Source organism: Fibrobacter sp. UBA4309 (assembly GCF_002395745.1).
Classification (GTDB): Bacteria; Fibrobacterota; Fibrobacteria; order Fibrobacterales; family Fibrobacteraceae; genus Fibrobacter.
In genome coordinates this window covers 125,336-147,554 of the sequence record NZ_DGUN01000049.1, presented here as the reverse complement: position 1 = coordinate 147,554, position 22,219 = coordinate 125,336, and the positions used below count along the sequence as shown (strand labels likewise).

The window sequence follows — 22,219 nt, the reverse complement described above, 5'->3', positions numbered from 1 at the left end:
TTGGTGCGCGCAAGTAAAAAATCCGTATTATTTCATATATTTTCGGGAGGAGCGATTATGAAAAATTTTGTTGCCTTATGTATTTGCGCGTTTACTCTGCTTGCCTGTGAATCGGATGAGCCGCAGAAGGTCGCAGAAAAGGCCGCCCCGGAACAGGTCAAGGCCCAGCAAGCGGCAGCCCAGCTCCAGAACGATGCCGCAAGTGCGATGACGGATGCGCAAGTATTTGCTTACATCCTGGGCTCGGTCTACGGGCTGCCGTCGTACATGAATACGCCCCAGCGGGTTGGCGCGATGGTCGAACTCGATGCAATGATTCAGGGGATTGTCGATAACGAGAGGGCCCTGAAGGACTCGACCTGGAAACTCCAGCTTTCGGAGAAAGAGCAGAAGGATATCAACGAGCATTACGAGAAGGTGGCTACAGAACGTAAGGGAGCAGGGGAAAAGGCTTCGGAGATTGCCCTTGCGGGGCCGATCACGGGCCAGAAGGTTGTCATCACGGATACCACATCCATGATTGTCAAGTATTCCTACACGCAGGGCGTGATGATCGATGTTCTCTTTGATGGAATGAGGAAGAGTTTCGGTGAGGATTTCGAGGGCAAGTTCTTTGTTCAGGGCGTGCGCGAATCCGTTTACGAAGTGATGGACCCGTCGTTCAGGAAAGCCGTTTCGGGCGAGAGGCTCAAGGCGGTCAACACGAAGTACAAGAACCGCATGGAAGAGATTCGCGAGGAACGGCGCCGCCAGTAGTGAACAAGTACCCGATGGAAGGCTGCGGCGCCCAGATGCCGAAATAAGCCGTTTCTCAAAAAGCAGTTTGTTCAAGGCATTCCCGACCGCGGGAGTGCCTTTTTGTATTGCGTTTTTTTTCTAAATTTTTCCCCGTAATTTTTAAAAGGATACCACAATGGAAATCCCCGAATCTTCGAATTTTGTGCAGGACATCATCGTTAACGACCTCAAGACGGGCAAGCGCACCAACGTGCATACCCGCTTCCCGCCGGAACCGAACGGCTACATCCACATCGGACACGCGAAGTCCATCTGCCTGAACTTCGGCACGGCAAACAAGTACAAGGATTTTGGCGGCATCACGAACTTGCGCTTTGACGATACGAACCCCACTAAGGAAGACGTGGAATACGTGGATTCCATCCGCGAAGACGTGAAGTGGCTCGGTTTTGAATGGAAGGGCGGCGAATACTTCGCCAGCGACTACTACGACCAGATTTACGCCTTCGCCGAAAAGCTTATCGAAATGGGCAAGGCCTACGTGGAAGACCTGACTCGCGACGAGATGCAGGAATACCGCGGCAACGATGCCGGCAAGCCGAGCCGCCCGAGCCCCTACCGCGACCGCAGTGTGGAAGAAAACATGAAGCTCTTCCGCGAGATGCGCGACGGCAAGTACGCCGACGGCGAGAAGTGCCTCCGTGCCAAGGTGGACCTCGCTAGCCCGAACATGAACATGCGTGACCCGGTCATCTACCGCATCAAGCATTGCACGCACCACCGCACCGGCGACAAGTGGTGCATCTATCCGATGTACGACTTTGCACACCCGCTCAGCGACTGGATCGAGGGCATCACGCACTCCATCTGTACGCTGGAATTCGAGGCGCACCGCCCGCTGTACGACTGGTTCCTGATCGAGCTCGGCCTCGACAACCGCCCGCAGCAGATTGAATTTGCACGCCTGAACCTGACCTACACCATGATGAGCAAGCGCAAGCTCCTTGAACTGGTGGAGACGAAGGCCGTGATGGGCTGGAACGACCCGCGTATGCCCACAGTCTGCGGTTACCGTCGCCGTGGTTTCACGCCGAGTTCCATCCGCGAGTTCTGTGACCGCATCGGCGTTTCCAAGGCCGACTCCATGGTCGACGTGAACCTGTTGTACTTCTGCATCCGCGAAGAGCTGAACAAGACGGCGAACCGCGTGATGGCCGTAATCGACCCGGTGAAGCTCGTAATCGACAACTGGGAAGACGGCAAGGTCGAAATGATCAAGGTTGAAAACAACCCGAACGATCCCGCCGCCGGTACCCGCGAAGTCCCGTTCGGCAAGGAACTCTACATCGAGGCTGATGACTTCATGGAAGAACCGCCCAAGAAGTACTTCCGCTTGAAGCCGGATGGAGAAGTCCGCCTGAAGGGCGCCTACTTCGTGACCTGCAAGAGCGTTGAGAAGGATGCGAACGGCAAGGTGACGGTGATTCACTGCGAATACGACCCGCAGAGCCAGGGCGGCGAGACTCCCGATGGCCGCAAGGTCAAGGGCACCATCCACTGGGTTTCTGCCGCTCACGCCGTGGATGCCGAAGTGCGCCTGATTAACAACCTGTTCACGCTCGAAGATCCGGCTGCGGTTCCCGAGGGCGAAGACTGGCACGATTACCTGAACCCGGAATCCATGGTCATCAAGCAGGCGAAGCTCGAACCGAGCCTCGCAAACGCTAAACTCGAGGACCGCTTCCAGTTCATGCGCCAGGGTTACTTCTGCCTTGACAGCGAAGACTCCAAGCCGGGCCACCTTGTCTTTAACAGAACTGTCGATCTTAAGGACAGTTTTGCAAAACAGGTGAACAAGTAATTCGAATTATAACGCATCGCAATACTGCGTTTGATGAAAAATGCGCTCCGATGATTTCGGGGCGTTTTTTTTGTGCGTCTATGCGGAATTTCTTGATTGATAGAAAAATTTGATTAAAATCAAAGAAATTATGTATTTGAATTTATTAATTGGCGTAAATATATTTGGATCGGAAAAGATAGCATGTGCTATCCCCTAATTAAGAGGCTATTCAAAATGAAAATGCTAACGAAAATATCGACAATGGTGGCTTTCGCCTGCGTCTGCTCGGCCATGGCGGCTGTTCAAACTAACGATGCGAAAAAGCTGTCGCGCGACAAGCACGGCTCCTATTCCAGGCTTATGCGCGTCACCATGAAGGATGGCTCGACGGAGGAGTTCCTGATGGAATCCGTCAAGAACCTCACTTTCGCGGCAAATCCCAACGACAGCTCCGATATAGACGAGAAGCCGCCGGTTGAGGATCCCGAGCTGCCCGATGTGCCCGACAGGACGCCGGAAGCCCGTTCGATGAGCTCCTCTGCAACGGAGTCGAGTTCCTCGGATAAGTTCGATCCTGAGGTAAAGTCTTCCGACAGCGAATCTTCGGATAGCAAGTCCTCGGACAGCAAGCAAGCCGATGACAAGTCTTCGAGTTCCGCGAAGTCCTCCGACAGCAAGTCTTCGGACAAGTCTTCCAGTTCCTCTGTGAAGCAGTCCAGCTCCTCGGAAACGACTGACGGAATCCCGATGATTGATTACGCCGGTACGAGAATTATGTGGAGCCCCAAGAAGCAGACGCTGTCGGTTTTCTCGAGGCAGGCCGGGAACGCGAAGTTCTCCCTCTTCGATGCCCAGGGCGTGAATGTGGGTGGCGGCAGTATGTACGTCTCCAGGGGTTCGACATCCCTTTCCCTGGAATACCTGAATTTGCCCAAGGGAACCTTTGTAATCCGGTTTGAAATAGGAAACACCAAACTTCAGCAGAAGATTTCCGTTACGGGAAAGTAGGGAGGTAAACCATGAATTATCGCGTAATTACATCTGCCGTGCTGGCGACCTCGCTTACCGCCTTTGCCGGCCAGGCCTACTTTATCTTCAAGAAGGATTCCACCTACAGTGCAGGGCTTCTGGGACTTGATTCGGTTACTTTCCCCAAGGATAGGCGCGGAACAAGCGATTCCCTCTTTATTGAAGGCTTCGGCCTCAAGGGATTTGACAGGATTCCCCTGCGTAAGACCGAAATATCCTTCAGGACGAACTATTTCGATGCCGAAAAAATGTCGATTGACGTGGACGCCGGTGCCAGGCCGATGGACTACTCTTTCTACTTGAGGGACGTGGAATATATTGATTTCATTGAAATGGACAACAACAAGGATACCGATAAAGACGGAATTTCCGATGTTGACGAAATGTTCAAGATCGGTACGAATCCGCTTTCGGAGGATACGGATGGTGACGGAACCGACGATGGCGCCGAAATGAAGGTGTTCAATCCCAATAATCCGGCTGTATGGAACCCCCATGTGGCGGATTTGCCCAAGCTGGAAGTCACGATGACGATGACCCCGAGTATCGCGCTGCAGCGTACGACAAGTACGGGCTCTTCCAAATCGACGACCATTTCCGAAGGAGAGACGTTGCAGACAGCCGAAAGTGTCAGCAATGCGGAAACGCGTAGTGCCTCCTTGATGAACGGCTGGAATGTCGGAGTTACGGCTGGTATTCAAAAGGATGATCCTACGTTCTTAGTAAATGTGGGCTATCATGGAAGCTTTACGCAGAGTGAAGGTCATACTTTGACCGAAAGCCAATCCAAGACCATTACCAGTAACTATACCAAGGCCGTTGCGGAAGCGATGACCCAGGGCGAAACCATTTCGGGCGGTTCCATCAGCATGCAGGCGAGGGTGACCAATACGGGAAAGGTTGCCTATAGCATAGACAACCTGGTCCTCAATGCCAGTACCTATACGCCTTCTGGTGATATAAAGATCATTGCCGAGCTTGCCGTGGGCGATGGAGCCGGGGAAAACAACTGGACGCAAATCACCCTCGCTCCGGGGGAATCCAGGGAATTGAAGTTCTGGAAGAGCGGCGTGTCGCTGGATGCCTTGAGCAGCCTCATTTACAACCCGGGAGCCATCTTCCTTTCGGCGAGTGCCTACAAGATTACCGCCAAAGAAGATGGGAAAGATACGGACTTTACCGGGGCTTATACGAGGGCTTCGGCTAGCACAGCGCGGATTACTATAGATAAGGGTGTTTACTATTCCAACCATGAAGACCAGGTCAACGAATACCTCGTTGCAACCAATTTCCGCCATAACAGGTCGTACAGGGGCATGGACGATTATTACAAGCCGGTCTCGCTTTCGGATATGCTCAGGGTGCTGAGAATGCCCTTCGAGCAGGATTCCATAGAAGTGGACAATGAAGTCCGCTATGGCCTCAAGAGCGTTGGCGACTTGTCCTTTGCCGCGGCGGACGGGGATACGGCGTGCTGGTTTGTGTCTGTATCGAAGGCCGCGAATCCGAATGTCGCGAAATTGTACTCTGTGCAGATAGGCAGTTTCAATTTGGATTCCGTGACCGTTGCCGCCGGGGACCGTGTCCAGTTCATCTATAACGAGGACCGCGATCATGACCACGTGCCTGCCAGCATGGAAAAGATGCTTGGCATAAGCGACAACAAGGCGGATACGGATGGCGATTCTATCTCGGATTTCGACGAAATCAACGGATGGACCAAGATGGTTTATACCTATGTGCCCCTTGCTGTTCCGACGGCGGTTAATCGCAATTGCAGAAATGACAACTTTATGCACTTGAAATATGACTCGACCCGTTCTTTCTGTTTTGCTCCCGATAAGGATGGCAAGTACAATATTCCTGTCGCCTGTGCCGAACTTGTAACGACTTATGAAAATTACTGCTATAATACGGCGGGCATAGTAAAGATAAAGGAAATTCATCCTGAAGATGTTGCAGGTTACGACACTGTCCAGGTGCCTATAGATTCCGCACTTATTGGGCCGTTCTTCACGAATCCGGCACAGAAGGATACGGATGGTGATGGCATCGATGACTACGAGGATTCTAATCCGAACGTTCGTGTGGCTTCTGACAATTCTGCCCTGGCCAATGTCGTTGTCAATGATGTTGCCGAAATGAAGAACGTTGCCGTGAGCAGGAACTGCATGACGGACGATATGGTCTGTGGGGATACTCTCTTCGTGACGGATACAATCAGGGGCGCAACGGCCGAGGTCACGATTACGACGGTGGCCCCTGTCAATGTCGACGGCGGTGTGAAGGCTTTCCGTGGCAATACGAGAATCTCGGTGACGGTCGAAGGTGCCAAGGAATCCGGTCATGGTATCGAGGCCAAGATGTTCAAGATTTCCGTCGAAAATCTGTCTCCTGCAGATGCCGATACTATCAGGTTCGTCGTGACTTCGGAATCTGGAGATTCTACGGCGTACCATCTGGCTCTCCGCTCCGCCATTACTGCTCCGACCGATATGTCGCTCGGACGAAATAGCGACAGGAATGCCCTGATGTTGAGCTGGAGTCCCAAGAAAACGGACAAGAGGATCCTCGGTTACGTGGTTCTCCGTGCCAAGGGAAACAAGGGCGTGGACAATGCGGATTTGGCCTCGTATGTCATGAAGCCTACGACGACCAAGCCCCAGGACGACTATTCTCTGGATAACGGCATTACCATGGTTAAGGTGCTGGGTCCTAACGACGATTCCTACACAGACAAGGTGGGTGGCGGTTCTCCCTACTATACTTACCGCGTCTATGCCTATGCCAAGTCGGGGAACAAGTATGTGTTCTCTCCGGGTTCCAATGTGCAAACCAAGAGCGTGGGCCGTATCAAGTTCGAGTTCCAGTTGACGGGCCGCGGTTCGGAATACTTGTGGAACTACGGCAAGGCGCGCCGCGAAGACTTTATAACGGATGCCATCTTCTATGAAGGAAGCAATACCGGGGTGCCCCCGCTGCATCAATACACCTACTACTTCCGCGATGCGGGCTCGGTGGGCGCTGGCAACACGGTTGTCTATGAAAATAAGACGGATACCGACATGGATCACGATGACAACAAGGTGTCTGGTGACGATACGCGCTATTCGTTTGAAATCGGCAATGGGGGTATTACGATGCAGCTGAAGGTTGCCGCAAGGTATGGCGATAAGCCGAGCCACAACGTATTCTGGCCGTACGAAAATCTGGCCAGGGTGCTGAATGGATCTACGGATGTCACTGTAGATGCGAAGAATCGCAATGCGCCCAAGTCGAACTGGAGCGAACACAAGTTCAATTACGGCATGAGCGGAATTGAATTCGATCCGGGCGATAACGGTTGCGACCGCGATTGCGGCGACGAACCTCACGCCGGATACAAGTTCAAGTTCAACTACTACTGGGTTGACTAGTTAACGGCTGAGCATCTTCCCGTTGAGCGTTGCGATCCAGGCCTGGTCCTTCGCCTTGCGGGGTAGCATAAATGTCTGAATTCCGGAATTCACCCTCTTTTCGAAGAGGGTGTTTCCGTTTAAGCTGACAAGCCTGAACAGACCGCCTTTTTCGCTCTGGACGGTAATCCGGTTCCCCTCGAGCGTGAAATAATTCAGCTTGGTGATTTCCAGGTGCGCGTTCACCTGCCAGGGATTATTATTTTCACTGTCGTCATCGTCGTAGTAGCTCCAGTCGTCGATGATGAGCGCTTCGGTTGCGATGGGGGTAGACGGCTCGCTGAAACTCAGTTGCTGGTCGATCCATGCGAATCTCTGCTTTACGTACTTACGGAGGTGCTCGATTTCGGCGTCCCACGTGGGTTCATTGTAGTAGTTCATTTTCATGCCCATGCAACCCGTATTCCAACCGCCCATGTTCCAACCGCCCTGGTTCCAGCCGTTGTTCCCGCCGTTGTTCCCGCCGTTATTGTTTCCGGATTCCATCGGATCGGCGTCGCAGGTGCCGCTAGACTGCCCCAGGTTTGGCCAGCGCTGGAAATTGCGGTCGGCAGCATTCTTGAGGACTGTCTTGAGGGAGTCTATGAAGTGGTCGATGTTCTTGGTATGCCATACGCCGCTGCGCAGTTCCGCCCAGCGGGCCTTGTACTTCTGCTGGAAGCTGTTGTCTTTCCAGATGTTCTGTATCCACTTGGCGACAAACCATTCGTTCATGCCGAACGCGAAGCCGCCGTCGTTTGCACTCTGGGGAATACGCCAACCATCCGCCTTTTCGCCGCCCACGCGCTGGTAGGCTCCGAAGGCGAGGTTGAAGTCCCACGGGGCACCGAGCTGCAACTTGCCACCCTTGCTGTCCTTGTCCTTGAACATGTAGAAGCTGCAGATGTAGGCGTCGGTATTGTTGGTGATGTCCTCGTGCATGATGTAATCCACTGCGGCATCGATATCGAGAATGTCCAGGCATCCGCTGCTGTTGATGTCGCCGTTGTCGCACTTCTGCTCGATGGAGTTGAAGAAATTCTGGATATACTGCTGCTGTTCCCTGGTGGTGTTTTCCTTTTTCGGGGAACGCATGACGACGGGGGAGCCGTCCTTGCTCTTGAAGCCTTCCTTGTCGAGGCCCTGCGTGGAGTTGTTTTCCACCTTGTCGATGCTGAGCACGTAGCCGCCGGTCACGTCGTCGCCGCTGATATCGTCTTCCTTGAGTTTGGCGATATGTACGCGGGACTTGGCACGCTTGATTTTTTCGAGCAGCAGGTACACGCCCTTGTATTGCCCGTTCAGGTAGAGTTCAAAGAACTTGAAACGTGAACTGTAGCGGCCCGTGCGCTGGTAGAACCAGTAGGCGAGCGCGTTTCGGATGAGCGTCTTGTCTACATAAGGACCATGGAACACCCAGTCGGCGTTCTTCGGCATGCCGAGGACCTTGAGACTCGTGTCGTGACAGGCCGTGTCGGCGACGTTCGTGCAGGCGCGCGCCTTGAGTTCGATGCCGTAGCCCTTTTTCGGGAAGTCGGCGGAGGTCTGCCCGCGAATCTTGATGCCGATATTCATGAGTTCGCCCTTGGAACTGTCGGCGACACTGTTCGTGCCCTTGTCCAGGATGCGCATGGTGCCGGGAATCTTGTCGGCTCCTTTCTCGAGAGTTTTCCCGTTCTGCGTGTTCACGATGATGAGCGGCAGGTCGTATGTCTGTGCATACGAAGAAAGCGTCATGGCCCAAAAAAGGCCACAAAACAGAAATTTAGTCTTGCTGGACATGTTAACTCCTTAACCAAACCATTTTTCTTGTAATCTATATTATCTGCACTAAAAAGACACCTCAACTATGGATTGAGCGTTGTAAGCGACGACAACTGATACGGACGTAAACTTTTTTTAGCGGTTTAGCATTTTTCCGTTGAGAGTGGCTATCCAGTGCTTGTTCATGGCCTTGCGCGGCATCTTCAAGGTGGTGAAGCCCTGTTTGATGCGGGTCTTGAACAATACCGTTCCGTTCAGGTCTATCAGGGCAAAGGTGCCGCCCAGGCTTGTCTGGATTTCGATATTGTTCCCGTTCACGGTAAAGAAGTTTGCCGGGGAGAGCCTGCTGAAATCGTCCTGGAAGGCCAACGGCGGGTCAACTTTTGCGGTGTCCTTCTCCCAATGGGGCCAATGGAGTTCGGTGTCTACAGGACCGGTGACAACGGGAGCTGACGGTTCCTTGAATCCGAGCTGCTGGTCCATCCACTGCATTCTTTCTTTCATCTTCTTGCGGAGGTGTTCCACTTCGCCGTCCCAGGTGTTGGCGTTGTTGCCGCCCATGCCCATCTTCATGCCGGAACTGCCGTTGCCGTTACAGTATTTCATCGGCTGCGGGTCGGTATCGCCCTGGCCGCTGTTTTGGCCCAGGTTCGGCCAGCGCTTGAAGTTTCTGTCGGCGGCGTTCTTCAGGTATGTCTTCATGGAATCCAGGTATGCATCCATGACCTTAGTGTGCCAAACGCCACTGCGGAGTTCCGCCCAGCGCTTCTTGAGCTCGCTCTGGTAATCGCTCCTCTTCCACATCTGAACGAGCCAGTTGGGGGCCTTCAGCGAACTCATGCCGAAGCCAAAACCGCCACCGCCCCATTGGCCGCCATTACCCTGTTGGGGCGCCTTGCTGCTGCTTTCGATCTGCCAGCTGTTGCCGGAGCCTCCGAACATCATGCCGCCATTGCTCATGGCGAGGTTGAAGTCCCACGGCGGGCCAAGGGTTACCTTGCCTTCGGTGTATACGCCTTCCTTGTTGGTCTTGTTCTTGGGCTTGTGCAAGAAGAAACTGCACCAGTAGGAGTCGCCGTTGTTGGTGACTTCCTGGTGTAGCACGTAATCAAGGGCAGAACCGAGATCCACGTATTTTTCATATCCGTCCCCGTTTTTGCCGTTCTTGAATAGCGCTTCAAGATCGTTCAGGTATTTCTTCAGGTATTCTTCCTGCTGGGGTTGAATCTTGTCTTTCTTGGGATAGTGCAGAATGACATTCAGGCCGTCGGAGGTGTTGAAGCCTTCGGCTTCGATTCCGCCTGTTTTTTGGTCGCCTGCGCCGCCTGTATTGGTTCCCGTTTTGTCGAACGCCCAGATGTAGCCGCCGGTCAGGCTGTCTCCGGCGATGTCGTCTTCCTTGAGCTTGCTTACATTCACGCGGTACTTGCCGCGCTTGATTTTTTCAACCATCACGTACACGCCGCGGTATACGCCGTTGATATAGAGGTCGAAGTGCTTGGTGCGCGGGGCGTAGCGGCCCGCCTGCCTAAAGAGCCAGTAGGCGAGCGCATTGCGGAGCATACTCTTGTCCACGTACGGGCCATGGAATACCCAGTCGTCAGCAGGCGGGAGGCCGAACATGCTGACGTCCATGCCTTCGCCCTTTTCGTCGCGAATTTCGACGCTGTAGCCGGGCTTGGGGAACATGGCGGAAGATTGTCCGCGCACCTTGATACCGATGTCGTAGAGGGCGCCCTTGGCACTGTCGGCTACGTTATTTGTCGGTCCGTCCAAAACCCTCATGGTTGCCGGGATTTTGTCGAGAAGGCTATTGTCGAGACACTTTTGCTTGGTGTCGACGAAAATGATGGGCAGATCGTAGGTTTGCGCGAACAGAGGCGAAACCATGGCGAAAATGATGCCGTAGAAGATCTGTTTAGATGTGTAGGGCATGTGATTCACTCCTTAACCAAAATACCTAATATAAATTTACATGTTTTTTCCTCTAATAGATGTTAATTGTTGTTTACTCGTTGTAATGCACAACAACTAGAAAGCGGCGAAATTTTGCAAAATTCGCCAATAGTGTGTAAGAATTGTTGGCGAATTTGCGTTTTTGAAGGGCAAAACCGTTCTTCCATGAAAAAAAATTGTATCTTGTGCTTTGGAGGAGCGTTTCTGTGAAGCGATTGTTCTTTTTGCTGGCTCTAGTCACTATGCTCATTCCGGGATACGGAATGGCCCAGTCGAATTTTACTCCGTCGGAACTCGATACGCTGGTATCGAACATTGCGCTTTATCCGGACCCCCTTCTTGTCCATGTCCTGACGGCGTCTACCTATGGGGAGCAGATTCCCGCGGCCAATGCATGGGCGCAAGGGCACAAGAACCTGAAGGGCGAATCCCTTGCCGCGGCCATGGCGAATTCGGACATCAAGTACGATCCGAGTGTCCAGGCGCTTTTGCCTTTCCCGACGGTGCTCGAGATGATGAACAAGTACGAAGCCTGGTGTGACCAGCTCGGCGATGCCGTCACGAACCAGAAGGACGACGTGATGGAGGCAATCCAGCGCATGCGCCAGGCGGCTTACGATCACGGACACCTCCGTTCCAACGAGAATGTCTCTGTCGCCGAAAAATCCGGCAATATCGTCATTACCCCGGTCAAGACGGAAATTGTGTATGTCCCTGTCTACAATCCACGGGTAGTCTATTACGTGTATGCCGACGGGTATACGAGAATTTCTTATGGTACCGGTGTCTGGATGGGCTCCTGGTATGGCGAGTGGGGATGGGGCAACTGCTGGTTTGACTGGGGGCCGAGAGTCATCTATGTGCGCAATACGCATTGGCGCCCGCATAGGCACTACCCGCGCCATCCGAGGGGGTACAGGCCTCCGCCTCCGCGCCACGAACCGCGCTATTTCCCGCATAACAACCCGCCCCGTGGAGAAAGGGTTGTTGTCCGTCCGGCTCCATCCGTTCCGGTCCACGCGGCTCCGGTCCATGCCGCTCCGGCGCGTGCAACAGCCGCTACTACGAGACCCGTCGTAAGGGAGGTCCCGCAGGGGTCGCGTCCGTCGACTCCCGTGTACAGGGACGACCGGGACGACGATAATTCGTCGACTTACGGGAGCAGGGGCGGATCTTCCAGGAATTCGGAAGGCCGTTCTGCGAACCGTGTGGCGAATCCGGGTGGCTTCGGGAAGATTATCCGCCGTTAGGCTTCTGCAGGTTTTTCTTGGTACAGGTCATGGAAATATTCCGTGACCTGTTTGTTATTTTCGGGATACGTCCCGGTTTCAAGGTAGTATACGCCGTAGAACAGTGTGTCGCCGTGCGCCTGGACTCCTTCGAGAGCCCTGGAGATTTCTGCCAGGCTGTAGAAGCGGGCGAACTCGAGGTTCTCCCTGCGGGCGCGCTTCTCGTAGGCGCGAATCTTGGCAACCTGTTCGGGAGAGTTGTCCTTGAGTATAAAGCTTATGGTCCAGGGCGATGCGAGCGCATCGAATCCTTCCATGAGGCACTTGCCGGAGAGGAACGCCGTGACGAGGTTGTCGCCGAGGGTGTTCCTGAATATTCCTGGCCAATCCGAATTTTCAATCTCGCTTACGCACAGTAGCTTTTTCATGTTGTCGAAGAATCCGAACCGCCTTCCTTTGCGCCCGATGAATACGAGCAGGCCGAAAACGACGACAATGAAAATCCAGCCTTGAACGGTCATGGGCGTTTCTTCGGGGATGAACGGCTTGATTTCTAGGGATGTTCCTTTTTGTTGGGCGATTTCGTTTGAAATGGCGTAGGCGAGGGCGAGTATCCCTTCGCCGTATTTGTCCTTGCGGAATGCGGGTACGAGCAGTTCCTGCTGCAGACGCTCGGCGCGTACTTTCGTCAGCAGTGGTTCTGCCCCTGTGCCGATTTCTACGGCCCTGCTCCGCTGTTTCAGTGCCGACAGGATTAGTATTGCGTTGCCGGAAGTCCCGCCGATTTCCCATTTTTCGGCAGTGCGGGAAGCGTAGGTATGGATGTTCACGCTTTCGATGTCATCGACCAGTGCCGCGGCAATGGAAACTCCCGTCTTGCGGAAAAGCTCGTTGGCGAGTTCGTTGAAGTAGTCTATCTGCTGGGCGCTCATCAGCCTGTCTTCGTCATAGACAAGGCTGTTTGGGGGCTTGTCCGGCAACTGGAACGCAAAGGCGTCGATAGAAACCGCGATGACGAAGGAAATGAGCCCGGAAAATTTCATGGATTGCTATTTGCAGTAGGTCTTCAGCTGCTTCTGCAGGCTGGAAAAATCCATTTTCTGGACGGCCTTGATTGTCGCGTCCAGTTCGTTCTTGCCGACGCCCTTGATTTCGTTGTGGAAAGAAACTTTTTCTCCCTTGGCGTCTACGGCGATGTCGTAGGACTTGAGCGTGCTGCCTCCGACATCGAGCGTGTTGCGTTCGAGGGCCGAGAAGCTCACGGAAAGTTTCGGGGCGGTCTTGGCGCTTGTGGTAAAGATGGATTTCTTGTTCAGGGAACTTTCCAGCGCGCTGCAAAGGTTGGCTATCTGGTTGCATTCCATCTGGACTTCGCAGCGTTCGAGTTTCACTTTGTAAGTAATCTCGATGCCCTGGTCCAGGCCGGAAGCCTTCATGATTCCCGCCGGCAGGTTGGGCAAGACGGTTAACGAGTATGGTCCGCTTTCGAAGTTTACCTTGCGTAGCAGGAATGTGGCGTTGCCGTTTTCGCCGGTACGCTTTTCCGAAAGGACCTGGCGTCCCTGGCGCACGGTCAGCGGAAATCCGGGGAGGAGTCCCTGTTCGTCGCTTACGGTGACGCTCCATTCGGGCATTTCGGACTTGGTCAGCACGAATGTTTCGGCAGGGCCGCGAAGCTTGATTCCCGAGAGCTTGCCGAGGAGGATGGTTTCGACTTCCGGAAGGTTGTGTACGAGCCTGTGCGAATCGTTCAGCGGGTAGATCTTGCTCAGCTGCCATAGCAGGCGTTCGTGTTCCGGCAACATGTCCTGCGCGGATTGCAGGTTGTTGGCGGCCTGGCCGTAAAGGCGTTTCTTGATGGCGTCGCGGGCGCCGGCTTCCAGTTTCTGGACATCGGCCTTGATGCGGTTCATCCGGAACTGGATGTCGGCGGTAAATTCGTCGATATCGAGCGAAGCTTTGGCCATGAAGCCTTTCTCGGCCTTGAGCGTTTCGAGCGTGACACCTTTCAGCTTGATGTTGCTCTTGACGCTGTTGCTCGAGAAGAACGTCTCGTCCAGCTTGCTCTGGCCGTTCTTGCCGGACTCCTTCTTGACCATCGTCTGCTTGGAGTCCACCTGCGATACTATTTGCTTGGCGATACCCGCCATAGCCGCGTTGTTCGCGTCTTCTTGCGAGACGGCGGACGACGCGGTATACGTAATGACCCTGCCGGCGAATGCGGGCAGTGCCATTACGAATGCAAGTAGTATCGCGGCGCGTTTCATTAGAGAATTTCCATTAAGATGAGTTTCTTCGTGATGTTGATTTTCTTCGTTTCGGCATGCGTCTTGAGCAGGCTGCGAATCTGGCTATAGACTTCTTGGGAATCGGCAAACCGTGCGGGGTCGGCGTGGATGGTGACGTCGATGGTCTTGGAGGTCATCACGTTCACGGTAATGGCGTTGAAGGTACGCTTCATTGCCTTGATGAGGGCTTCCTGGAGTTCTTCGACCTGGGCGTCCGAGAAGTCCTTGTTCAGGTTCATCACGACCTTGTACTGCAGGCCCTTGGCGATGTCCGCTTTCCAGTAGCTGAGGATTTTCTTTTCGAGGTTGGGCATGGCCTTGCGTGCGGCCGACTGGGCGTTGGCGCGCAGGTTGGTCTCGTTCGTGTGCCCGTTGTTCTTGACTTCGGCGGTCTGGCTGCCGAGCAGGCGGGCAGTGGAGGTCTCATAGGCGCTTATTTCGACAACGACGTTGTCCGCCTGCGAGGAGCCGGAGAACTTGATGTAGATGTCGGCGCCGAGCGCGAGGCTGGCGAGGTACGACATGTCGTCTTCGGTATTGGCGATGTCGTTCTGCATCCTGATGAGGTCGTCGAGCTGGGCCTGGCCTTCCATCGACTTCACCTCGAAGTTCTTCTTGGTGAGGTAGCCGTTGATGGCTTCCATCATGGCGTGGGACATTGGATTATTGGTCTTGTTGGCGGGCATGACCATGATGGTGGGGGTAGATACGGTTTCCGATGTGGCGTTCTGGCCGGGCAGTTGCGATTTGCGGTCAAGATCCCCTTTGCGGACGTCGCGCTGGTTGACATGCGGCGTTCCCGTTTCTTCGTCCATCTCGGAATACGCCTTATGGGCCTTGTTCTTGGTCAAGGTCGGGTCCGGGGCGTATTTCGGACTAGATGAACAGGCTGTCCCCATGAGAAGGGCTACAGCTATGAGAGGTAAAGTAAATTTCATATTCAGTGTAAAGTTATTTTAATCTTACGGCAAAGTCAAGCGAAAAATGCGATAAAATGCATGTTCCAATCTAAAATGTGTTTTTTTTTATTTATAGTGCATTTTTTTGAAAAGGCTATATATCTTTCAAGTAGGTAAATACCAAAACGATGGTTGAAAAAGAACTGGAGCATTAAGTTGTATGAGTGAAAAGTGGATTTGGCTGCCCGATTGGGCTTCTGATTTAGCTTTGTGGGAAGACGACCTGACCGACGTCGATTCTTCCGCTCGTCATACTTTTGTCCCGTACGAAAAAATGGTGCCGAATCTGGGGGACCTGTATAAGCTCCCGGGACTGTCGGCGGCAAGTACCGTCGTGGGCTGGGGCATGGGTGCCCTGGCGTTGCTGAAGAATGCCTCTGGCCGCAAGCCCGGACAGAAGTGGATTCTCCTTTCGCCGTTTGCCGACTTCTGCGACGATGACGGTGACTGGACCGAACAGAACCTGACGTTCATGGCGCGCCAGATGCGCTCGACGATAGAACCGGCGCTCAAGTCGTTCATGGAACAGTTCAGCGACGAATTCGGGGAATGGCAAGACGACTGGTTCCGCGCCGCCAAGAAGATGGATCCGGCGCTCCTTGCCGAAGGTATTACCTATCTAGCTACAAATAAAGTAACTGAACCGTTGGCCAATGGCGAAGACATCCAGGTCTACTATGGCCGCATGGACCAGGCTATTCCGCCTTTGCAGACTCTAAAGCTCAAGGAGTTCCTGCCCGGGGCCACCTTCAAGGAACGCCCCAAGGCCGGCCACTGGCCGCCGATGCTGTTACTGTAGTGTCCTGAATTTTTTCCAGAGCAGGATTATTGCCAAGAGGTAAATGGCGAAGAACCAGAGGAGGATGGTTTCGACCGTGTCTCCGATATGCTGGTATACCGTATCGCGCGTCTTGAGCTGCATCTTGCGCACGACGACGCGGTCGGTGAAGATTTCCGTCTTGTCGGATATGTGGCCGTACTGGTCGATGAAAGCGGTAATGCCGCTGTTGGCGAGTCTTGCGGTGGGCATGCCGTTTTCGATGGCGCGGTAGCGGACCAGGTTCAGGTGCTGGTAGGGGGCGGTACTGCGCCCGAACCAGCCGTCGTTCGTGATGTTTACCATCAGGCGGGAGCCTTTGTTGATGGCCTCGCGCACGAGGTCGCCGAAAATGGCATCGTAGCAGATGAACGGCGTCCACTTGAACGGACCGTAAACGGGGGTCTCCTTGCCGGGCACGAAGTCGCCTTCGCCCAGGTCCACGTAGTTCAAGATGGGGAAGATGTCGTCGAACGGGATGCGTTCGCTGAACGGGACGAGGTGCTTCTTGATGTAGCGCTTGAAATGGTCGGGATCGTCGGGGGTGAACAGGAACGAGGCGTTGTAGATGTCGAAACGGCGCAGGCTTCCCGCCGGGTTCCTCTTGTAGTCGAGCGCCCCGGTCATGACGCTGGCCTGGTGCCTGGTGGCCAGTCCGTGCAGCTGGCGGATTGTTTTGGGCTGGCGGCGGATGTGGTCGGGGATAGCAGTCTCCGCCAGGATGATGATGTCCGTGTTCTCGGGGACGCTGTCATTCACCATTCCGAACGTCTTGGTGATAATCCTGTCGTAGCGTTCCTTGCTCCATTTTTCGCCCTGCTGGATGCTGGGCTGAATAAGCGCAATCTGTGGGGCCTCCTGGGAATCGCTGCCATAGAACGGCTGCGCGTCTGCCCTGGAAAGTACGATGTTGCCGTGGACGAGCAGGACTAGGAGGATGACCAGCGGAGTCAGTACGGGCCATTTGGCGCGTATGCCCGGCCGCTCGATTCCCTTGGCGACAATCATGTTCGATGCGATAATCAGGAATGTGTAGCCGAAAATGCCGATGACGGAAAGCATCTGCAGCACTTCGAGGTTACTGCCGAAAGTGTATCCCAGGTGGCTCCACGGAAAAGCGAAATCCCCGCGGGTTCGCGTCATTTCGAGCCCGGCAAAGAACAGGGGGTAGAGAATGAGCAGCCACCTGTGCCCTCCAATCTTGATTTCGCGGACCACGGTGTAAATGAATGCCGCAAAAACAGCGTAGGCGCTGAAGAACGCGATAAGCAGGAGGACGCCGAAACAGATGAGTCCGGAGGGTGCCGTCTCGACGTTCATCACGTTGTAGATCCAGTAGTAGTTGATGGTGTTGTAGACCATGCCCGACCAGAACGTCGCGAAAATCGCCTCGCTGCGGCTATAGCGGTTCAGGACGATAAACCAGGGGACGAGAATCAGCAGTGTGGCCGGGCCGAGAGGGAATGGCGGGAAGGCGAACCCGAAAAGAGTCCAGGCGATGGTGCTCAGCAGGAGCGCCCTGCGCGACGTGGCGCTGCGGACATGCCTGGCGTTCCAGATGGCGAAGAGGACCAGCCAGTAAATGAATACGGGAATGCTCGTGAGCGCTATTTGGACAAGCCCGGCATGGCTTTGGCTCAGGTAGTCAATGGCGAGGAACAGGAACTGCAAGATGCTGTAGGTGTACAGGGAACGCCTGAAGTTTTGGCGGATAGAGCGCGCGATGAAGAAGGGGACGAATGCGGCCAGCGGGAGGTACTGGTAATTCAGTATGTACAGGCCGGGTTCGTCGGGACGCAGGGCGAACGCGATAACCTCGGCAACCAGGATTGTCGCAAAACAAATCCAGTAAATCTTCGGGAGCGCTTTAAGTTGCATTATAATTTTAAACAGAAAATCTCTCATTCCACATCCCACATTAATTAAAGTCCGCTCTTGTTTTGCGGGTTGAAAATCAGTACGAATTCGCCCTTGGGCGGATGCGCCTTGAAATGGGCGGCGATTTCGGCCGGCGTCCCTACGAGGTGTTCTTCGAATTTCTTGGTCAGTTCCCGCATGACGGCAATTTTCGTCTCGCCGAAAACCTGGCCAATCTCGTCGACGAACTTGTCGATGTTGTGCGGGCTGGCGTAAAAAATCTGCGTGGCTTCTTCGTCTTTCAGCTTTTCGAGCAGGTGGATGCGCTGGGCGCTCTTCTTGGGCGAAAAATACTGGAAGGTGAAGTGGTCGGTCGGCATCCCGGAACTGACGAGGGCGGTAATCATGGCGCAGCAGCCGGGAACGGCGCGGACATCGATTCCTTCGCGTACGCATTCACGGACCAGGTTGAAAGCGGGGTCGGCGATTCCGGGCGTGCCTGCGTCGCTGATGAGCGCGATGTCCCCTTCGTTTTTCAGGAACTCCACATACTTGGGCGTCACCTTTTCCTTGTTGAAGTCGTGGTATGCTTCCATGGGTGTCGTAATCCCGTAGGCGTCGAAAAGGATTCGGCTATGGCGGGTGTCCTCGGCCAGCACGAGCGGGACTTCCTTGAGGATGCGGACAGCACGGTAGGTGATGTCTTCCATGTTGCCGATAGGGGTTGCGACTATGTATAGTGTATGCATTTTGGCGGGTTCTTGGAACTGGGTGTTAAACGCTTGTCAGTAATCCTGCGCGGAGTTGAGGTCGGCGGCGCGTCCCAGGCCTGTCTCGAACCGGATGCGTTCCATGAGCTTGCGGTGCATCTCTTGCGAGGCTTCGTTTACGAGGTCGGCGCGCATCTTGCCGTACCAGAAGGCGTCGACGTGTTCGCTTTCTTCGAAGGTGGCCTTGAACGTGAGGGTCCCGTTGCAGAAAATGCGGACGTCCATGCTGTAGTGCCAGGTCTCCTTTACGGGAAGTGCCGGCCAGAAGGGGACAAATGCCGCCCCAATGTTCCAGGAGTCCGGCGATTCGTCCTGGATGGCGCTTGCCTGGATGCTGGCGACTCCGCGGCAGGTCTCCATCGGGTAGCTCGTCGTGTCGACGGCAAACGAGTAGGCTCTCTGTAGGTTCACATCCAGGGGAACCGTGTTGCCGGCGTAGGTAATGGTGATGGGTTCGAAGAACGGGATGGTCTTCGGGAATTCTTGCAGGTCGTATTTCGCAAGGTTCATGGAGCACCCGGCGAAGAACAGAATTCCCCCAAGAAGTCCAAGTAAACCAATGTGTGTACGATAACTCATTGTTTTAAAGATAGTTATTAGTTAGTTATTACTATCTTATTCACGATGACTTTGCCCGCTTATTTTCTCAGTGACGCCCATTTGGGCATTGACCCTCCGGGCTGCGTGCCCGACAGGGAAACGAAGCTTGTCCGCCTTCTGGAATCCTGGAAGGGCAAGGCCAGCCATGTGGTCATTGTGGGCGATTTGTTCGAATTCTGGTACGAGTACCGCTATTACGTTTCTTCTGGACACATGCAGCTGTTCCGCGCCTTGGCTGAACTGGTGTCTTCGGGCGTGCAGGTGCATCTGCTCAAGGGAAATCACGACTTTGCCTACGGACCTTTTTTCCCGGAGCAGCTCGGGGTGCGGGTCCATAGGGAGCTGGTCCTTGAATTGCAGGGCAAGCGCGTGTATTTCAGGCATGGCGACGGAGTCCCGAAATCGGATTGCGGCTACCGTTTCTTGCGTCGCGTGCTCGATTTGCCGCTGAACCGTTGGCTGTTCCGCCAGATCCATCCGGACATTGGCATGGGGATCGCCCGCTTTGTCGGCCGCAACAGCCGCAAGTACGGCGAATGTCATCCCGTCAAGCTCGAGGAATACCTTGCTTGGGCCAACCGTGCCCTGAAAGCGAAAAACTGTGACATCTGCGTCCACGGGCATCACCATATTGGCGGTGTATGGAACGTGGAAAACGGGGTGGTGGCCTCGCCGGGCGAGTGGATAAAAAATCCCGCCGTTCTCCGGATGGAAAACGGCGGAATCGAATTGCTTAATATCTAAAGATTACTGAACGTCGGCACCGGCGCGCTTTTCGGTCGCCTGCATCATCTTCTTGCTGGAGTTTTCGCCCCAGATAGCGCTGACGAGGTCGAGGCCGGCGAACTTCTGCCAGTAGTTTTCTACCCAGCACCAGTGGTGTTCCTTGCCCTTTTCGTCGGTAACCTTCCAGTTCTTGTGAACGGAGAAGGAAAATTCCTGCGGTTGCGGCTTGTTGTAGGCATCGCCGGTTTCCTCGGGTTCGATGACAATGGTCCAGACCTTGCCTTCGGTGCGGTTGTAGATGAAGACGTTAAACACGATCAGTACGACCGCCACTCCGATGCTCCACTTGTAGTTCTTCTTGGAAAGGAGAAAAATCAAGAGGAGGACGAGCAGGATGGAAAGTGCTGCAAAGTTGTAGTGGGTAGGGTAGAAAACTTTGAAAACTTCAATCATCTTTAGCCTTTAGTTTATTTAGACTTCTTTGTGGCCTTCTGCTCGGCGACGAGCTGGGCTACACTAAAGGTAATAACTTTTCCGTCGATTTTGCAAGCGGTGCGGAAACTCTTCTTCGGAAGTGCTATCCCGTGGGAGGAAAGCGTGCCCATGAAGGAGGCGTTGGCGTGGCTGGCAATGGTACGGACGTTGATGAACCCCTTCTTGCTGAAGGTCAGCTTGAAGGTCTTCTTGGCGGTGTCGTATTCCGCGATCATCGTGTCGTTCTTGGCGGTTTCGACGGCAGTGCAGCTGCGCTTGTCGAAAATGATGGTACCGCGGCTATCGATGGACAGCATCGGGATGCCTGCGGAGTTACGGCAGGCGATGAGTTCCCACGACCCTTTCTTCTTGGCGGGAGCCTTGCCCGTGAAGACGTACCTGCCGCCTTCCTTGGTCATGGTGTAGGCTCCGGTAGCGACCTTGAAACCTACGGCGTTCATGGCACCCTTGAAGTACAGAAGGTAGCCGGTACCGTTGGGCATGAACCTGAAAGACGTCGTTTTGATGGTCTTGCAGGGCGTCACGGCGATGCGCTTGCCTTCCTTGTCGATTTCGATATCCGCGAACGGATTCTTGTCGAGCTTCAATTCTTTGGCAACTTCCTCGTTGAAGCGGATGAAGCCGCGGATGTCCATCTTGATTGTGAATTTTTCCATATACACCTCGGATTATTTGTTTGTTTGATGTTTTGGAAATAAAGTAACAAATAAAAAAACAAATTGCAACTTTGTAAGAAAAAAAATGTTTACAGCATCACAACGCCCAACTCTCTTGTTTGAATCTCTATTTTACACATAAATTAACTACCTTATCTTGTCTAGGGCTTGATTTTATTGGGTTTGCGCTTGGAGGACTATTTTTTCTAGGCTTTCCCGGAGGGTCGAATTGTAACGATTTCGTTTCCAAATGTGCGGAAATTTTACCTCTGCGTTGTGATTTCGGTCACGGGAGCGGAGGCTGTCAAAGAGCAGAAAAACCCCTTTCGGATGGTGGTTTATGGAGCTTTCGGGGATCTTTTCCTTGGCCCGGACGAGGAATTTGGGGTACAAAATCCGGTATTTTTCGGAAATGGCGTCGGCAATGCTCAGAAACGGGTCGATAAGGACCAGGGACTGGTTTTCGCCGTACTGTTCCGCGGCCAGAATGGCGCCTGTCCCGCGTCCTGCGAGGAATTTGGGCTTGTTGCCGTTGAGTTGCCCTGCGCATTCGGCAATCTGGCGGGCGTCCGGTATAAAGTTGTCTGTGGAGGGGGTCCCCTTGTTGTTGCCGCTACCGCGTAAATTGAACGAGACGAGGTCCAGGCCGGGCAGGCCCTGGACTTCGGCGAGGAACTGCGCCGCGTCCTCGTTGGCGTCGGGGTAGTAAAGCAGTACGGGGTCTTCGGCGTTGCCGATGGCCCAGCCTTCCAGGGTGATGCCGTCTTCGAGGGTGCAGGAAAGCGGTTTGGCCTTGCCCTGGATGGCGTCTTGGGCCTCTTTATGGGTAATGGCTCGCGGGTAGGCGTTTTGCCTTTCGGTCAGGGCGAGGTAGAAAACCATGCTCACATAGATGACAAGCAACCCGCCGACAAGGCGCAAAATACGAAAACCGAGATTCTTTACGGATTGCCTAACCTTCATAACCGCCCCCAATATAGAAAATGGAATGGCCAGTTTTTTGTAAAAAAAAGGACTTCCGGTGGAGTACAACCGGAAGTCCAAGGGATGGGATTGGG

General features: G+C 54.0%; 18 protein-coding genes. 7 read left to right on the top strand and 11 right to left on the bottom strand.

The features are described 5' to 3' along the window. Positions 1 to 57: 57 nt before the first annotated feature. The 4 genes from B3M32_RS06715 (at position 58) to B3M32_RS06700 (ending at position 7,026) form a co-directional block, all read left to right on the top strand. A complete protein-coding gene (locus B3M32_RS06715; RefSeq protein WP_290744467.1) occupies positions 58 to 756 on the top strand; it encodes a hypothetical protein in 699 nt (232 codons plus the stop codon). A 157-nt stretch (positions 757 to 913) separates the two neighbouring features. After that, entirely contained in the window at positions 914 to 2,599 is a 1,686-nt protein-coding gene (locus B3M32_RS06710) for a glutamine--tRNA ligase/YqeY domain fusion protein (RefSeq protein ID WP_290744465.1), read from the top strand. A 216-nt stretch (positions 2,600 to 2,815) separates the two neighbouring features. Then, on the top strand, positions 2,816 to 3,589 hold the full coding sequence (locus B3M32_RS06705; protein ID WP_290744463.1) for a T9SS type A sorting domain-containing protein: 774 nt from the start codon (positions 2,816 to 2,818) through the stop codon (positions 3,587 to 3,589). 11 nt (positions 3,590 to 3,600) lie between these two features. Next, the gene (locus B3M32_RS06700) at positions 3,601 to 7,026 is read left to right on the top strand and encodes a hypothetical protein (RefSeq protein ID WP_290744461.1); all 3,426 of its coding nucleotides are present in this window, start codon (positions 3,601 to 3,603) and stop codon (positions 7,024 to 7,026) included. On the opposite strand, the gene B3M32_RS06695 is transcribed toward B3M32_RS06700, so the two are convergent. Beyond that, positions 7,027 to 8,826 carry a CotH kinase family protein gene (locus tag B3M32_RS06695; protein ID WP_290744460.1) on the bottom strand — a complete coding sequence of 600 codons (1,800 nt, stop codon included), beginning with the start codon at positions 8,824 to 8,826 and terminating at the stop codon, positions 7,027 to 7,029. It lies immediately after the preceding gene. A gap of 117 nt (positions 8,827 to 8,943) precedes the next feature. Continuing rightward, positions 8,944 to 10,743 (bottom strand): CotH kinase family protein, encoded by a 1,800-nt coding sequence (locus tag B3M32_RS06690; RefSeq protein ID WP_290744459.1) that lies wholly within the window; start codon positions 10,741 to 10,743, stop codon positions 8,944 to 8,946. Between the two features lie 227 nt (positions 10,744 to 10,970). Here B3M32_RS06690 and B3M32_RS06685 point away from each other — a divergent pair, with 227 nt between their 5' ends. Then, complete coding sequence (locus B3M32_RS06685) at positions 10,971 to 12,014, top strand: DUF3300 domain-containing protein (protein WP_290744458.1); 1,044 nt, start codon at positions 10,971 to 10,973, stop codon at positions 12,012 to 12,014. Here B3M32_RS06685 and B3M32_RS06680 read toward each other — a convergent pair. The 3 genes from B3M32_RS06680 to B3M32_RS06670 are packed head-to-tail and all read right to left on the bottom strand — an operon-like array spanning position 12,011 to position 15,219. After that, on the bottom strand, positions 12,011 to 13,036 hold the full coding sequence (locus B3M32_RS06680; protein ID WP_290744457.1) for a TPM domain-containing protein: 1,026 nt from the start codon (positions 13,034 to 13,036) through the stop codon (positions 12,011 to 12,013). The genes B3M32_RS06685 and B3M32_RS06680 overlap by 4 nt on opposite strands. A 6-nt stretch (positions 13,037 to 13,042) precedes the next feature. Beyond that, positions 13,043 to 14,227 carry a hypothetical protein gene (locus B3M32_RS06675; RefSeq protein ID WP_290744456.1) on the bottom strand — a complete coding sequence of 395 codons (1,185 nt, stop codon included), beginning with the start codon at positions 14,225 to 14,227 and terminating at the stop codon, positions 13,043 to 13,045. Between the two features lie 32 nt (positions 14,228 to 14,259). After that, positions 14,260 to 15,219: a hypothetical protein gene (locus B3M32_RS06670; protein WP_290744455.1), complete on the bottom strand. Its 960-nt coding sequence runs from the start codon at positions 15,217 to 15,219 to the stop codon at positions 14,260 to 14,262. A 181-nt stretch (positions 15,220 to 15,400) separates the two neighbouring features. Here B3M32_RS06670 and B3M32_RS06665 point away from each other — a divergent pair, with 181 nt between their 5' ends. Next, a complete protein-coding gene (locus B3M32_RS06665) occupies positions 15,401 to 16,039 on the top strand; it encodes an alpha/beta hydrolase (protein WP_290744454.1) in 639 nt (212 codons plus the stop codon). Here B3M32_RS06665 and lnt read toward each other — a convergent pair. Genes lnt through B3M32_RS06650 form a run of 3 tightly spaced genes read right to left on the bottom strand, consistent with a single transcriptional unit; the run spans position 16,031 to position 19,263 of the window. Further along, positions 16,031 to 17,935, bottom strand: coding sequence for an apolipoprotein N-acyltransferase (gene lnt, locus B3M32_RS06660; protein WP_290744453.1), 1,905 nt, complete (start codon positions 17,933 to 17,935; stop codon positions 16,031 to 16,033). The two genes, B3M32_RS06665 and lnt, sit on opposite strands and share 9 nt — an antisense overlap. Positions 17,936 to 17,979: 44 nt before the next feature. Beyond that, positions 17,980 to 18,663 carry a 16S rRNA (cytidine(1402)-2'-O)-methyltransferase gene (gene rsmI / locus B3M32_RS06655; protein WP_290744452.1) on the bottom strand — a complete coding sequence of 228 codons (684 nt, stop codon included), beginning with the start codon at positions 18,661 to 18,663 and terminating at the stop codon, positions 17,980 to 17,982. Positions 18,664 to 18,699: 36 nt separating this feature from the next. Next, positions 18,700 to 19,263, bottom strand: coding sequence for a hypothetical protein (locus tag B3M32_RS06650; RefSeq protein ID WP_290744451.1), 564 nt, complete (start codon positions 19,261 to 19,263; stop codon positions 18,700 to 18,702). Positions 19,264 to 19,308: 45 nt separating this feature from the next. Here B3M32_RS06650 and B3M32_RS06645 point away from each other — a divergent pair, with 45 nt between their 5' ends. Next, positions 19,309 to 20,028 (top strand): UDP-2,3-diacylglucosamine diphosphatase, encoded by a 720-nt coding sequence (locus B3M32_RS06645; RefSeq protein WP_290744450.1) that lies wholly within the window; start codon positions 19,309 to 19,311, stop codon positions 20,026 to 20,028. A 3-nt stretch (positions 20,029 to 20,031) separates the two neighbouring features. Here the strand turns inward: B3M32_RS06645 and B3M32_RS06640 are convergent, their stop codons facing one another. From B3M32_RS06640 to B3M32_RS06630, 3 genes are all read right to left on the bottom strand, one after another. After that, positions 20,032 to 20,463: a hypothetical protein gene (locus B3M32_RS06640; protein WP_290744449.1), complete on the bottom strand. Its 432-nt coding sequence runs from the start codon at positions 20,461 to 20,463 to the stop codon at positions 20,032 to 20,034. 14 nt (positions 20,464 to 20,477) lie between these two features. Further along, positions 20,478 to 21,161 carry a hypothetical protein gene (locus tag B3M32_RS06635; RefSeq protein ID WP_290744448.1) on the bottom strand — a complete coding sequence of 228 codons (684 nt, stop codon included), beginning with the start codon at positions 21,159 to 21,161 and terminating at the stop codon, positions 20,478 to 20,480. Between the two features lie 174 nt (positions 21,162 to 21,335). Further along, positions 21,336 to 22,124, bottom strand: a complete 789-nt coding sequence (locus tag B3M32_RS06630; RefSeq protein WP_290744447.1) for an alpha/beta hydrolase — start codon at positions 22,122 to 22,124, stop codon at positions 21,336 to 21,338. Positions 22,125 to 22,219 lie beyond the last annotated feature (95 nt).